At 42.6% G+C, this 12,965-nt stretch carries 15 protein-coding genes; 1 reads left to right on the forward strand and 14 read right to left on the reverse strand.

Features of this window, described 5'->3' with window-relative positions:
• Nucleotides 1-11: 11 nt before the first annotated feature.
• The 3 genes from murB to budA all read right to left on the reverse strand — a co-directional run bounded on the left by murB (nt 12) and on the right by budA (nt 2,462).
• Nucleotides 12-917 carry a UDP-N-acetylmuramate dehydrogenase gene (murB, locus tag ABKJ27_RS06180; RefSeq protein ID WP_410011531.1) on the reverse strand — a complete coding sequence of 302 codons (906 nt, stop codon included), beginning with the start codon at nt 915-917 and terminating at the stop codon, nt 12-14.
• A gap of 111 nt (nt 918-1,028) precedes the next feature.
• Entirely contained in the window at nt 1,029-1,781 is a 753-nt protein-coding gene (locus ABKJ27_RS06185; protein WP_020903183.1) for a YhfC family intramembrane metalloprotease, read from the reverse strand.
• Between the two features lie 9 nt (nt 1,782-1,790).
• On the reverse strand, nt 1,791-2,462 hold the full coding sequence (gene budA, locus ABKJ27_RS06190) for an acetolactate decarboxylase (RefSeq protein WP_410012141.1): 672 nt from the start codon (nt 2,460-2,462) through the stop codon (nt 1,791-1,793).
• Between the two features lie 201 nt (nt 2,463-2,663).
• Here budA and ABKJ27_RS06195 point away from each other — a divergent pair, with 201 nt between their 5' ends.
• Nucleotides 2,664-3,935, forward strand: coding sequence for a PLP-dependent aminotransferase family protein (locus ABKJ27_RS06195; RefSeq protein WP_410011532.1), 1,272 nt, complete (start codon nt 2,664-2,666; stop codon nt 3,933-3,935).
• Between the two features lie 20 nt (nt 3,936-3,955).
• Here ABKJ27_RS06195 and ABKJ27_RS06200 read toward each other — a convergent pair whose 3' ends face one another.
• The 11 genes from ABKJ27_RS06200 to ABKJ27_RS06250 all read right to left on the reverse strand — a co-directional run bounded on the left by ABKJ27_RS06200 (nt 3,956) and on the right by ABKJ27_RS06250 (nt 12,816).
• Nucleotides 3,956-4,771: an ABC transporter substrate-binding protein gene (locus ABKJ27_RS06200; RefSeq protein ID WP_410011533.1), complete on the reverse strand. Its 816-nt coding sequence runs from the start codon at nt 4,769-4,771 to the stop codon at nt 3,956-3,958.
• Between the two features lie 157 nt (nt 4,772-4,928).
• Nucleotides 4,929-5,582 (reverse strand): phosphate signaling complex protein PhoU, encoded by a 654-nt coding sequence (gene phoU, locus ABKJ27_RS06205; RefSeq protein ID WP_000946459.1) that lies wholly within the window; start codon nt 5,580-5,582, stop codon nt 4,929-4,931.
• A gap of 11 nt (nt 5,583-5,593) precedes the next feature.
• Nucleotides 5,594-6,352, reverse strand: coding sequence for a phosphate ABC transporter ATP-binding protein PstB (gene pstB, locus ABKJ27_RS06210; protein ID WP_371509626.1), 759 nt, complete (start codon nt 6,350-6,352; stop codon nt 5,594-5,596).
• A 12-nt stretch (nt 6,353-6,364) separates the two neighbouring features.
• Nucleotides 6,365-7,168, reverse strand: coding sequence for a phosphate ABC transporter ATP-binding protein PstB (gene pstB / locus ABKJ27_RS06215; protein ID WP_020900241.1), 804 nt, complete (start codon nt 7,166-7,168; stop codon nt 6,365-6,367).
• 10 nt (nt 7,169-7,178) lie between these two features.
• Nucleotides 7,179-8,063 carry a phosphate ABC transporter permease PstA gene (gene pstA / locus ABKJ27_RS06220; RefSeq protein WP_000543046.1) on the reverse strand — a complete coding sequence of 295 codons (885 nt, stop codon included), beginning with the start codon at nt 8,061-8,063 and terminating at the stop codon, nt 7,179-7,181.
• Nucleotides 8,053-8,970: a phosphate ABC transporter permease subunit PstC gene (gene pstC / locus ABKJ27_RS06225; RefSeq protein ID WP_001070903.1), complete on the reverse strand. Its 918-nt coding sequence runs from the start codon at nt 8,968-8,970 to the stop codon at nt 8,053-8,055. The genes pstA and pstC overlap by 11 nt, the downstream gene beginning before the upstream one ends.
• Nucleotides 8,970-9,848, reverse strand: a complete 879-nt coding sequence (locus ABKJ27_RS06230; RefSeq protein WP_061590283.1) for a phosphate ABC transporter substrate-binding protein PstS family protein — start codon at nt 9,846-9,848, stop codon at nt 8,970-8,972. Before ABKJ27_RS06230 ends, pstC begins: the two co-directional genes overlap by 1 nt.
• 220 nt (nt 9,849-10,068) lie before the next feature.
• Nucleotides 10,069-11,373, reverse strand: a complete 1,305-nt coding sequence (locus ABKJ27_RS06235; protein ID WP_410011534.1) for an RsmF rRNA methyltransferase first C-terminal domain-containing protein — start codon at nt 11,371-11,373, stop codon at nt 10,069-10,071.
• Nucleotides 11,374-12,147, reverse strand: coding sequence for an inositol monophosphatase family protein (locus ABKJ27_RS06240; protein WP_410011535.1), 774 nt, complete (start codon nt 12,145-12,147; stop codon nt 11,374-11,376). It abuts the gene before it with no gap.
• Complete coding sequence (locus tag ABKJ27_RS06245) at nt 12,137-12,415, reverse strand: UPF0223 family protein (protein WP_024057495.1); 279 nt, start codon at nt 12,413-12,415, stop codon at nt 12,137-12,139. Before ABKJ27_RS06245 ends, ABKJ27_RS06240 begins: the two co-directional genes overlap by 11 nt.
• A complete protein-coding gene (locus ABKJ27_RS06250; protein ID WP_000631254.1) occupies nt 12,415-12,816 on the reverse strand; it encodes a Spx/MgsR family RNA polymerase-binding regulatory protein in 402 nt (133 codons plus the stop codon). Before ABKJ27_RS06250 ends, ABKJ27_RS06245 begins: the two co-directional genes overlap by 1 nt.
• Between the last annotated feature and the right edge of the window lie 149 nt (nt 12,817-12,965).

The raw sequence follows: 12,965 nt of genomic DNA on the forward strand, positions 1-12,965 counted from the left end.
GCCAAAGCTTCCTACTTGCTTTCACCTAAAATACGGACTTCTCTCTCAAGAGTGACGCCAGAGTGTTCCTTGACTTTTTCGATAACAGACTCAATCAAGTCCTCGTAGTCTTTAGCCGTTCCGTCAGCAACATTGATCATAAATCCTGCGTGTTTTTCTGACACTTCTACGCCACCGACACGATAGCCTTTCAAGCCAGCTTCTGAAATTAATTGACCTGCAAAATGACCTACTGGACGCTTAAAGACCGAACCACAAGATGGATATTCTAAAGGTTGCTTGAGTTCACGTAGATGCGTCAAACGATCCATTTCTTGCTTGATAACCTGATGGCTTCCTGGAGCAAGGGCAAATTTAGCTGACAAGACAACTGCACCAGACTCTTGAATGGCTGAATGGCGGTACCCAAAAGCCAAATCTTTGGCAGACAGGGTCTCGATTTCTCCATCCTTGGTCAAAACCTTACAAGACTGCAAGATGTGGGCAATCTCGCCACCATAGGCACCCGCATTCATAAAGACAGCACCACCGACGCTCCCTGGAATGCCACAAGCAAACTCAAAGCCAGTCAAACTATGACGAAGGGCAATGCGAGTTGTTTCAATCAGGTTAGCACCAGCTTCAGCTTCAATGGTATAGCCATCAACGGAAACATTATTGAGCTTGTCACACAAGATGACAAATCCACGAATCCCACCATCACGAACGATGATGTTGCTGGCATTTCCAAGAACCATCCAAGGAATATTTTCTTGATTGGCAAATTTAACAACGCGCGCCAACTCAAAACGATTTCGTGGAAAGACCAGATAATCAGCCTCTCCACCTACTTTTGTATAACTATAGCTATGCAAGGGTTCCTTGAAACGGATATCAATCCCTTCTAAAATTTCAAGTATTTTTTCTTTTACTGACATGACACTCTTCCTTTTACAAAATTCATTCCATTATACCATTTTTAAGACCATTTGACGACCCTAAAAAAATCTTGGGATTATTTTAAACAAAAAAAGAGGTTTCCCCTCTTTTTATGATTTTTTGCAAAAGATAGCCTTTGTTCCATAGGCAACCAGAACAAGCTCAAGTGCTAGGACAACTTCAACCAAGACTGGATTGGTCAACCAGCCAACTTGGGCAAGAGATGGTGCCAGATCAAAGAAGGCATGTAGTCCATAGGCCGCTAGGAGATAAATCCATTTCTTCTGGCGAACAGCTTGGTAAACCCAAACAGTCAAGAGTAATTGGAAACCTAGGGCCAAGATTCGCTCAAAACCAAGCAAATAAATCTGCCAGACTGATAGCGACTGAATAGTTTTCAACATATTTTCAGACAGCAATTGCATGACCTGTGGATTCTGAGTTTGAACTGCTGAGAGAACGATGTAGAGATTAATCAAACTAGTAAGACCTAGGAAAATCAACTCCAAACCACCATGCCCCAATCCATAAGCCAAGGCATCTGCCTTTTCCAAACTTCTCTTTTTCTCCAACCATTTGAAGAAAACAAGACGAGCTGTTTCCTCAAAAAATGCTGCCATAGCTAGGCCATAGATGATATAGACAAGCGGATGGTCTTGCATGAGGGCAATACTACCGTCTTTTTGAGGATGTAAAACCAAGATATGCACCAGTTTTTCCAAAATCTGTGAAGAGACAAAGAAAGCAACAGCCCCCAAGCCCAAGACAGCTAGATTAATCTGGTACTTCTTTTTGGCATACCAAATGCTTCCTATCAAGAAAGCCAGCAACAGCAACATGGTAATAATGATATGAATGGTCATTTTCTTCTCCTATTCCGCCTTTTCAATATCTTTTTTCATCTCGTCAACATTGAACTTAGCAAACAAGTATTGACGATCTTGGACTGGAAAACGTTGGTCCAACTGGTCAACCGCTCCCACCTCGATAATCCCTTCCTTGATGACAAAGTCCATGACATGCCCACCGAAGGTCAAGTCATCTGAGATGAAGTGCAGATGGTAGCCTGCCACACTGACCCCATGGAAAATCTCTGGAGTCCAGAAACCAACGATGGTTCCCGCCACATTTTCACGACTATATTCAGGTTGATGGGTTGCGACATCAGCAAACTTGGTCTCTGGTGTCGACTTGGGAATCATGCGCACATGCATATGTGAAAATTCCCCACGAATCTTGATAGAGCGGAAAAGATTTTCCCCGTCATAATAAGACTCAATTCGCTCCTCCAATTCCTTGTCCGTCATCTCAAAGCGCTGGCGGAAAATAACCTCTGCTTGATGCGGTACTACTGCTGCATAAGGAATAAGAGCATCTGGTGACACCTCCACAATCTCTGGCTGGTCGCCTGATCCTTTGGCCTGATAAGCCTTGCCATCCAAGACAATCAATTCCCCATCAATGGAATCCAAGGTTCCCAAACCAAGGTCACCATGCTCTAGCAATTCTCCTACCGTCATGGTCCCACCATAAAGGCCAGCCATCAAGGCTCCAAGGGTATTGTATTGAAATAATTTCACTGGTTCTTGCACTTTTTATCTTTTCTCTTTCTTGGATTTTAATATGTAAATCATACTTCCTAAGTATACCACATTTGCCACTAGATGTGAACGAGAGAAACACCCTAGATATTGCCAAGAAGAAAAAAAAAGGGTACAATGTAACAAAATCAAGGGAGGTCTGGAATGAAGAAACAAAGCAAGTACCAAGAGGTCGTTTCCTATCTGAAAAATGGTATCGAGTCTGGACGCTTTCCGACGGGTAGCCGCCTGCCTTCTATCCGTCAACTGAGCCTTGACTTTCACTGTAGCAAGGACACCATTCAACGTGCCTTGCTGGAATTACGGCACGAACAATACCTCTATGCCAAGCCCCAGAGTGGCTACTATGTCTTAGAACAAGGGCAACACCAAGACCTAGAAATCGAGGTTACCGACGAACATGCTAGTGCCTATGATGATTTCCGACTCTGTGTCAATGAAACCTTGATTGGCCGGGAAAACTACCTCTTCAACTATTATGACAATCAAGAAGGTTTAGAAGACCTAAGACAGTCTATTCATAAACTTCTCTTTGACCAAGCCCTCTACTGCAAGGCTGACCAACTGGTATTGACTTCTGGGACCCAACAAGCCTTGTTTATCCTCTCTCAAATATCCTTTCCAAGCCAAGCAAAGGAAATCTTGGTGGAACAGCCGACCTACCATCGGATGAATCGCCTCTTGATTGCTCAAGGATTAGACTATCAAACGATTGAACGAGGCATTGATGGGATTGACTTAATGGAACTTGAACGGCATTTCCAAACGGGAAAGATCAAGTTTTTCTACACTATTCCTCGTTTTCACTATCCTCTAGGCCATTCCTATTCTGAGCAGGACAAACGAGCTATTCTTGACTTAGCTGCCAAGTACGGTGTTTATATCGTAGAGGACGACTATTTGGGGGATTTGAACTCTAAAAAGGGCCAGACCTTCCACTATCTAGATACAGAGGAGCGCGTCATTTATATCAAGTCCTTCTCAACCAGCCTCTTTCCAGCCCTGCGGATTACGGCACTCATTCTGCCAAATGCTATCAAGGAAGCCTTTGTGGCCTATAAAAATATCCTAGACTACGACAGCAACCTCATCATGCAAAAGGCTCTGTCACTCTATATTGACAGTCAATTATTTGAGAAAAATCGTCTGGCTCGCTTGTGCAATCAGGAAGACTACCAAAAACAACTCGAGAAAAGTTTAACCAAAACACCTTGTCCCCTCCCTCATTTTCCCCTACATGATGGTTTATTACTAGATCTGAGACAGTACCCTAAAATCGCCAGTCTCAAACACAGCCAACTGGGCTTGGACTTCTTTGAAGAAGCTTACTTGGATGCCTGCCCTTATCAATTTGCCAAGGTATCCTTAGAAAATCTAGAAAAGGTTTTAAACTATTTAAAAGCAGAATTGGAATGACTTCCAACTCTGCTTTTTTCTTATTGTTCAACTTCTGTTAGGCTTGCTGCTTTTTCAAGATATTTTTGGTAGGTACCGTCATCCTTGAGTTTTTGGATGACCTTGTCCACCACTTCTTTCAAATCAGCACTATTTTTTCTAAGGGCAACGGCATTGGCTTCGCCGTCCTTCATCTTCAAGCTGACAGTTGCGACAGCTAGGTCCGCATTTTTAGCAGCATAGCTAAGAGCAACAGGCTCATCCATGTGAACAGCATCTACTTTTCCAGCCTGTAATTCATTGACTGCTTCACCCATATTGGTTAGGGAAGTCAATTGAGCTTTTGGCAATTGTTCCTTGACCATCGACTCTGGAACAGTCCCTTTTTGGGCTGCAATATTAGCACTTTCTAGGCTAGTTAAATCCTTGTATTTTTCTACATCAGTCTTACGAACCAAGAAACTAATCTTGTTTTCATAATAAGGAATTGAAAAATCAAAGACTTCTTTTCTCTCCTCAGTAGCGCTAATTCCCGCAACTGCTAGATCAGCCTTACCTGTCTGAAGACTAGTCAAGACATTGTCAAAACTCATGCTTGAGATTTCCAACTTAACTCCAAGTTCATCAGCAATAGCCTGTGCCATATCAATATCCGCACCGACTACCTGGTTTTTTCCGTCAACCAAGGATTGAAATTCAAAGGGTGCATAGTCAGGACTGGTCGCCACAACTAATTTTCCCTTTTGCTTAATGGCCTCAACAGCTGATTGAGACTCATTAGAACCCGACTGGCAAGCTACTAAGAAGAAACTTGCAAGAAAACTACATAAAACAAATATCCATTTTTTTGATTTCATAAATAAACAACCTCTCTGTTAATTTTGTATAATTATAACGCCATTCAAGATGCTTGTCAAGTATTTTTTGAATTTTTATCTTAAAAAAAATTTTTTCATTCAATAAAAGGAGCTATCTATTGATTTCAAGCTCCTTTTTATACAGAATGAATCTATTTTATAGTTCGACAATCTTACCTGTTTCAAAGTAAACAACCCATTCACAGATATTTTTTGCATAGTCTCCAATACGTTCCAAGAAGGCAATCACTTGGAAGTAATCACGTCCTGTAACGATAGCATCTGGATTTTTCTTGATTTCTTCCGTAGCCAACTCACGAATGCTATCAAAGTAATGGTTGATTTTTTCATCCATAGCTGCTACTTCATAGGCCTGGTCCACTGAACCATTCAGATAGAGTTCAAGGGCTGCTTCGACGAAATTCTTGACATCGCGACCCATTCTCTTGATTTCTTCTTCAACAGCTGGGATACGTTGTTCCCCCTTCATACGAATGGCTGCTTTGGCGATGGAAACAGCATGGTCTCCCATACGTTCCAAGTCAGATACGGCTTTTAAGACTGTCAAAACAGTACGCAAGTCTTGAGAAACAGGTTGTTGAAGGGCAATCATTTCAAATGATTTCTTCTCCAATTTTACTTCGTATTCGTTTACTTCTGCATCGTCTTCGATGACTTCTTTGGCCAAATCACGGTCATGCGTAACAAAGGCACGCACTGTACGATTGATTTGGGATAGCACTTCCTGTCCCATGGCATAGAACTGGTTATGCAATTTCTCTAAATCTTCTTCAAATTGAGAACGTAACATCATTTATCTCCTTATCCAAATTTTCCTGAAATATAGTCTTCTGTTTCCTTGTGTTGTGGGCTGAGGAACATCTTCTTGGTATCGTTAAACTCGATTAAATCTCCATCTAGGAAAAATCCTGTCTTGTCAGAAATACGAGAGGCTTGTTGCATAGAACGCGTAACCAAGAGCATGGTATATTTATCTTTTAGACCATACAAGGTTTCTTCAATCTTACCAGCCGAGATAGGGTCCAAGGCTGAAGTCGGTTCATCCAAGAGAATGATTTTAGGACTAGTTGCCAAAACACGGGCAACGCAAACACGTTGCTGTTGTCCACCTGAAAGCCCGATAGCTGAATCATGCAGGCGATCCTTGACCTCATCCCAGATAGATGCTCGTTGCAAGGCTTTTTCTACTGCTTCATCCAGAATCTGCTTATCCTTAACTCCATTAATACGAAGCCCGTAAACAACATTTTCGTAGATAGACATCGGGAAGGGGTTTGGTTGTTGGAAAACCATACCGATTTCCTTGCGCAATTCAACTGTATCTGTACGCGGACTGTAGATGTTGTGGCCATTATAAACCACCGAACCAGTTGTGGTCACCTCTGGATTAAGATCCCCCATGCGGTTGATTGCCTTGAGGAGGGTTGATTTCCCTGATCCAGATGGACCAATCAAGGCTGTAATTTCCTTAGGTTGGAAAGATAGGGAAACACTATTCAAGGCCTTTTTTTGATTGTAGTAAACGGACAGGTCTGACACCTGTAAAATCGCTTCTGTCATACTGTTTCCTTTCTATCCAAAGTGTCCAGTTACGTAGTCATTGGTTGACTGTAGTTTAGCATTTTGGAAAATATTAGAGGTCTTATCGTACTCGATCAAGTCACCCAAGTAGAAAAATCCTGTGTAGTCACTAGCACGCGCAGCCTGCTGCATACTGTGGGTCACGATGATGATGGTAAAGTCCTTTTTCAATTCCAACATAGTTTCTTCCAGTTGGGCTGTCGCAATTGGATCCAAGGCTGACGCTGGTTCATCCATCAAAAGGATATCTGGTTTGACAGAGATGGCACGAGCGATACAGAGACGTTGCTGCTGACCACCTGACAGGGTCAAGGCGGACTTGTGCAAATCGTCTTTGACCTGATCCCAAAGGGCAGCTTGACGAAGAGAGGTTTCCACAATTTCATCCAATACTTGCTTGTCCTTAACCCCTGCACGTTCATGGGCAAAAGTGATATTGCGGTAGATAGACTTAGCAAAAGGATTTGGTCGTTGGAAGACCATTCCGATGTGTTTACGCATCTCGTAGACATTGATTTCTGGACGGTTGACATCAATCCCTTGGTAGAGGATTTGACCTGTTACCTTAGCAATATCAATGGTATCATTCATACGATTGAGACTGCGGAGGTAGGTTGATTTCCCTGATCCAGATGGGCCAATTAAGGCTGTAATTTTATTTTTTTCAAATTGCATATCGATGCCCTTGATGGATTCTTTTTTACCGTAGTAAACATGTAAATCCTTAGTAGAGAGGGCCACTTTCTCTTCAGGAAAGGTGATGATATGCTTTTCATCCCAATTATATTTTGACATGGCTTCTCCTTTAGGCAGCAGTTAATTTCTTATGTAGGTAGCTTCCGAGTTTACGGGCTCCAAAGTTAAAGATAAGGATAAAGATGAGGAGCACGGCTGCAGAACCTGCTGATACGATGGTGCCATCTGGAATGGTTCCTTCGCTATTGACTTTCCAGATGTGGACAGCCAAGGTTTCTGCTTGACGGAAGATAGAGATTGGACTGGTTACACTGAGAATGTTCCAGTTAGACCAGTCAAGGGCTGGAGCGGATTGTCCTGCTGTGTAAATCAAAGCAGCCGCCTCACCAAAGATACGACCAGATGCCAAGACAACCCCAGTGACAATACCTGGAAGGGCTTCTGGAATGACCACATGGACTACAGTCTCCCAACGAGAAATTCCAAGGGCTAGGCCAGCCTCACGTTGCGTGTGGTGAACGTGTTTCAAGCTGTCTTCAACATTACGAGTCATCTGAGGCAGGTTAAAGACTGTCAAGGCCAAGGCACCTGAAATGATTGAAAATCCATACTCAAACTGAACTACAAAAATCAAGTAACCAAAGAGACCTACAACCACTGATGGCAGTGAAGACAAGATTTCAATACAAGTTCTGACAAAATTGGTCACAGGACCTTTTTTGGCGTATTCAGCTAGGAAAATCCCAGCCCCCATAGATAAAGGCACAGATATAATCAAGGTGATGACCAGAAGGAAGAAGGAATTATAGAGCTGAATTCCAATTCCTCCGCCTGCTTGGTAAGAAGATGATTTGCCAGTCAAGAAAGACCAAGAGATGTGGGGCAAACCACGAACCAAGATATAAAGAATTAAGGATGCCAAGATGGCAACGATAATACCTGCAATCGAGTAGAGGACAGCTGTTGCAATTTTATCTAATTTCTTAGCGTGCATAGTTTTTCTTTCCTCTTTCTTTCGTAATCAATTTAATCACACTGTTGAAGGCCAAACTCATCAAGAGCAAGACTAGGGCCAGCGACCAAAGTACGTTATTGTCAACGGTTCCCATAACGGTATTTCCGATACCCATGGTCAAGACAGAGGTCAAGGTCGCAGCAGGTGTTGTTAGTGAAGTTGGGACTACGGCTGAGTTTCCGACCACCATCTGAATGGCCAAGGCCTCACCAAAGGCACGCGCCATCCCAAAGACCACTGCTGTGAAAATTCCTGAACGCGCCGCCTTTAAGGTCACGCGCCAGATGGTTTGCCAACGAGTAGCTCCCATAGCCAAACTAGCTTCGCGATAGTGACGAGGCACCGCACGCAAGCTATCCGTTGTCATAAAGGTTACCGTCGGTAAGATCATGACAAAGAGAACAAAAATCCCTGACAAAATCCCAAAACCAGTTCCACCAAAGACACTACGGACAAAAGGAACTACGACCTGTAAACCGATAAATCCATACACGACTGAAGGAATCCCGACTAGCAATTCAATGGCTGGTTGCAAGATTCTAGCACCTTTTGGTGAGACTTCCGTCATAAAGACTGCCGCACCAATGGCAAACGGAGTTGCGATAAGGGCTGATAGGATTGTGACAATAAAGGAACCCAAAATCATTGGAAGCGCACCAAATTGTTTACCTGAAGGATTCCAAGTTTGTCCAAAAAGAAAATCAAAGATATTAACTCCATTGACAAAGAAGGTCGACAAGCCTTTTTGGGCTACGAAAATCAAAATCATAGCCACAATAATGACAATCAAAGACAGACAGGCAAAGGTCAATCCTTTTCCTAATTTCTCTAGACGAGAGTTCTTTGAGGGAGAAAGTAATTTTTTAGCTAATTCTTCTTGATTCATTATTGACTCCCTTCTAGTGCTGTCACCGTTCCTACAGCATCTTTTTCAACCTTCATTTCCTTAACAGAAATATAGCCCATTCCCTTAACGATTCCGCTTTGCGCTTCATCTGAGAGGACAAAGTTGAGAAACTCTGCCACCAATTCGTTCGGCTGACCTAGGGTATACATGTGTTCATAAGACCACAAAGGCCAGTTATTGGTTGTAACATTTTCTGCAATCGGCTCATAGCCATTCAACTTCATGCGTTTCACCGAGTCATCCACATAGGCAAAGGCTAGGTAAGAAATGGCTCCTGGTGTCTGGGAAACAATGTTTTTGACCATCCCATTTGAATCCTGCTCTTGACTCTGCACAGCAGACTGACCATCCATGATGACACTATCAAAGGTTGCACGCGAACCAGAACTTGCTGCTCGGTTGATAATGGAAATGGCTAGGTCTTTCCCACCAACTTCTTTCCAGTTGGTTACTTGACCTGTGAAGATGCTACGGAGTTGTTCAGTTGTCAGATTTTCAACGTCAACTTCCTTATTTACAATCACTGCCAAGCCCGCTACTGCAACCTTGTGATCCACAAGAGCGGATGCGTTGATACCGTCTTTTTCCTCGGCAAATACGTCTGAATTTCCTACATCAACGGCTCCAGACTGAACCTGAGACAAACCTGTACCAGATCCTCCACCTTGAACGTTGACTGTTTTTCCAATGTGCATAGAGCCAAATTCATCTGCTGCTGCTTCGACCAAGGGCTGAAGAGCCGTTGAGCCAACAGCAGTCATGGATTCTCCACGATCAATCCAGCTAGCACATCCCGCCAAAGAACCTGCTAGCAAAAGAGCAGCAAGGGATAGAGCGAGTTTTTTCCTTTTTTTCACTGTTTTTCTCCTTGAAAATAATGGTGAATGCTGTGAATTTTTTCAACTATTTATTTATGTTTTTCTTTTTTAAAATTGGGAGCCAACTGAAGTTACTAGCTTAGTTTTACTAGAAATTTGCTCAGTTGCCTTCTCAACAAATTTTGACTTAAAATAAAAGACAATTTGAAAAAATCCATACTTCCACTATAACATAGACAAGCTACTTTGACTAGCATTTTCACTTGAATCTGAGGCCTTTTGGAAAATAATTTTTTAAAACATTTCCAGTCACCTTAGCAAAGCCCAAACCATTGCCTTGAACCAAAACTTGGTACCAACCATTTGGCAGACTTTCCGATAGCTGAACGGTTTCTCCAGCCGCATACTTTACAAACTCTTCTTGGTCAATTTCAACCGACTGTTTGACCTGACTTGGTTTCAAGGCTAGACCAAGAGCAAAACTAGGCTCAAAGCGTTTCTTCTTAAAGGTACCCAGATGCAGTCCATTGCGAGCAATCTTGAGCTTCCCTAAATCTGGCAAGAGTTCTGGCAAAAGATAGAGTTGGTCCCCAAAAGTCTGCAAGATTCCCCTTAGATTGATTTTCAAGTGTTTTTGTGCAAATTCCTGCCACAAAGTAACTTGTTCTCGGCTGAGATTGCTCTTACTTACCTTAAATTTAGGAACTGGATTTTTACCTTTAAACTGTAGATGTGCTACAAACTGACCCTCTCCCTTAAAATGATGAGGATACATCCGAGCCGTTTCTGGCAAGTCAATACCAGCTACCATTCCATTGATATGCTCTACTGGCAGCAAATCAAAATCATACTCTTCCAGCAGCCAATTAACAATCTCTTCGTTTTCCTCAGGTGCCCAGGTACAGGTTGAATAAACCAGACGACCTCCCTCTGCTAGCATGGTCACTGCATCTTCCAGAATTTCTCTTTGCAAGCTAGCACATTGACTCGGATAATCAAGGTTCCAATAGTCCATAGCATCTGGTTGCTTACGAAACATTCCTTCACCAGAGCAAGGGGCATCAAGGACAATCAAGTCAAAATAGCCTTTAAAAACCTTGGCCAAACGGTCAGCAGATTCATTGGTCACCAAGACATTTGTCGCTCCAAATCGCTCCATGTTTTCTACTAAAATCTTAGCCCGTTTGCTTGAAATTTCATTTGAAACCAAGATACCTTCACCTGCTAGATAGGCTGCTAGTTGAGTTGATTTGCCACCCGGTGCAGCAGCTAGGTCCAAGACCTTCATACCAGGACTGGGCTGGGCTACCTGAGCCACCATCTGGGCAGCGGGTTCTTGCGAATAAACTAGACCTGTAGCATGCTCAGGCGATTTCCCTGAAACCTTTCCATAGTGACCCCAAGGGGTTTGAGGGATGGCATCAGGAAAGGAAACTGGCGCTTCTTTTAAAGGATTGACCCGAAAGGCCGAAACCGCTTCCTCCTCAAAAGAGGCAAGAAAATCTCTTGCCTCATCTCCTAGTATCTCTTCATATTTTTCAACAAATCCTTCTGGAAATTGCATTTAAGTTCTTTTCCTTTCGTAAATATAGGACTGAATTTCCTCCTGCATCTCAAGAGGCACCATCATGACCGGCTGTCTGGTTTGAAAATCAAGAGGTTGACCAGAAAGGGTCACAACTCGATAGCCCAGACTTTCCCCTAAAATACTAGCCGCAGCATAATCCCATGGTTGCAGATAGGTGACATAGGTCAACAAACGCCCTGACAAAATCTTGGCAAAACTAATGGCCGCACTTCCATAGACACGAACACCAAGAACCGCTCGGCTCAAATCAGCCAGCCCCCATTCATTGGTTTCCAGCATACCACTATTTCCTGCAATGAGAAAATCTCCAAGTGGTTTGGCTTTAAAGGGAGCTAGGGGTTTATCATTTCGACAAACCGGAAACTTACCACCACCGTGATAACAATCCCCCTTGACCACATCATAAATCAAACCAAATTGCCCTTGACCATTCTCAAAATAAGCCATCATGACAGCAAAATCTTCCTGCTGGGCTACAAAATTATTGGTCCCATCAATCGGATCAATGACCCAAACCTTGCCCTCTTGAACTGAAGCTCGCAAACAGCCCTCTTCAGCACAAATCTTATCCTCAGGATAACGAGACAAAATCTCACTAACCAAGAATTCCTGAACTTCCTTGTCCAGTCGGGTCACCAAGTCTGTCGGAGAGGACTTGGTCTCAACACGTAAGTCTTCCTGCATGTGGTCAAGGATATACTGGCCTGCTTTCTTAATTAGCTCTTTAGCAAATTCAAATTTACTTTCCAAGAGAAATCTTTCCTTCCCCTTTTTCCTTGGCCGCCTGAACCGCTCGATAAAGCGAATAGCCACTAACCGTTTCAAATTCTCGTCCCAAACGTTTTTCTTCGCTCTTGCCTGGCACGACTGCTTTGAATCCCTTATAAGAATCCAGTAGCTTTTTAGCCTCTACCTTGCTTTCATAGGCAGCTTCAACATCATTAAAAAAAGAAAGCACTGAAGCAAGTTCTTCAGTGCTCCACGACAAATCTAGTGGGTAACTATACTGTTTGTTCATTAACTAATACCAGCTCTCATTCTTGCTTCTTTTAGTTCTTGCTTACGATAACTACGAGGGAGAAAAGCACGAATCTCATCTTCATTAAAACCGATTTGCATGCGCTTGGCATCGATAATAATTGGGCGACGCAAAAGACTAGGATACTGCTCAATCAAATGAAGCAATTCCGATACCGAAATACTTTCTACATCAATATCTAATTTTTGAAAAATTTTTGAACGAGTTGAAATGATGTCATCAGTACCATTTTCGGTCAAGGAAAGAATGTGTTGCAATTCTTTTCTTGTTAAAGGACTGGTCATAATATTGTGTTCCTCAAAGGGAACCTTATGTTTTTCTAACCAGGCCTTTGCCTTACGACATGAAGTACAGCTCGGTGATAGAAATAGTGTAATCATGCTTTTCTCTTCTTATCTATACTTTGCTAGTTCTATTATACAAAAAAATAAAGCGCTTGACTAGCGATTTTTAGAAAAAAAAGCCTATTTTTTCAAGAAAAATAGACTGTTTGCGAACGTTTGATAGATTTTGGATTTAGTTAATTCAT

Source organism: Streptococcus sp. KHUD_011 (assembly GCF_046352925.1).
GTDB lineage: Bacteria > Bacillota > Bacilli > Lactobacillales > Streptococcaceae > Streptococcus.

What these genes read in the sequence shown, in the direction of transcription:
- ABKJ27_RS06250 (WP_000631254.1), bottom strand. Translation starts at nt 12,816, where the DNA reads ATGATTACACTATTTCTATCACCGAGCTGTACTTCATGTCGTAAGGCA.
- ABKJ27_RS06185 (WP_020903183.1), bottom strand. Translation starts at nt 1,781, where the DNA reads ATGACCATTCATATCATTATTACCATGTTGCTGTTGCTGGCTTTCTTG.
- pstA (WP_000543046.1), bottom strand. Translation starts at nt 8,063, where the DNA reads ATGCACGCTAAGAAATTAGATAAAATTGCAACAGCTGTCCTCTACTCG.
- murB (WP_410011531.1), bottom strand. Translation starts at nt 917, where the DNA reads ATGTCAGTAAAAGAAAAAATACTTGAAATTTTAGAAGGGATTGATATC.
- ABKJ27_RS06195 (WP_410011532.1), top strand. Translation starts at nt 2,664, where the DNA reads ATGAAGAAACAAAGCAAGTACCAAGAGGTCGTTTCCTATCTGAAAAAT.
- pstB (WP_020900241.1), bottom strand. Translation starts at nt 7,168, where the DNA reads ATGTCAAAATATAATTGGGATGAAAAGCATATCATCACCTTTCCTGAA.
- ABKJ27_RS06235 (WP_410011534.1), bottom strand. Translation starts at nt 11,373, where the DNA reads ATGCAATTTCCAGAAGGATTTGTTGAAAAATATGAAGAGATACTAGGA.
- pstB (WP_371509626.1), bottom strand. Translation starts at nt 6,352, where the DNA reads ATGACAGAAGCGATTTTACAGGTGTCAGACCTGTCCGTTTACTACAAT.
- ABKJ27_RS06200 (WP_410011533.1), bottom strand. Translation starts at nt 4,771, where the DNA reads ATGAAATCAAAAAAATGGATATTTGTTTTATGTAGTTTTCTTGCAAGT.
- phoU (WP_000946459.1), bottom strand. Translation starts at nt 5,582, where the DNA reads ATGTTACGTTCTCAATTTGAAGAAGATTTAGAGAAATTGCATAACCAG.
- ABKJ27_RS06245 (WP_024057495.1), bottom strand. Translation starts at nt 12,415, where the DNA reads ATGAACAAACAGTATAGTTACCCACTAGATTTGTCGTGGAGCACTGAA.
- pstC (WP_001070903.1), bottom strand. Translation starts at nt 8,970, where the DNA reads ATGAATCAAGAAGAATTAGCTAAAAAATTACTTTCTCCCTCAAAGAAC.
- budA (WP_410012141.1), bottom strand. Translation starts at nt 2,462, where the DNA reads ATGGCTGGCCTTTATGGTGGGACCATGACGGTAGGAGAATTGCTAGAG.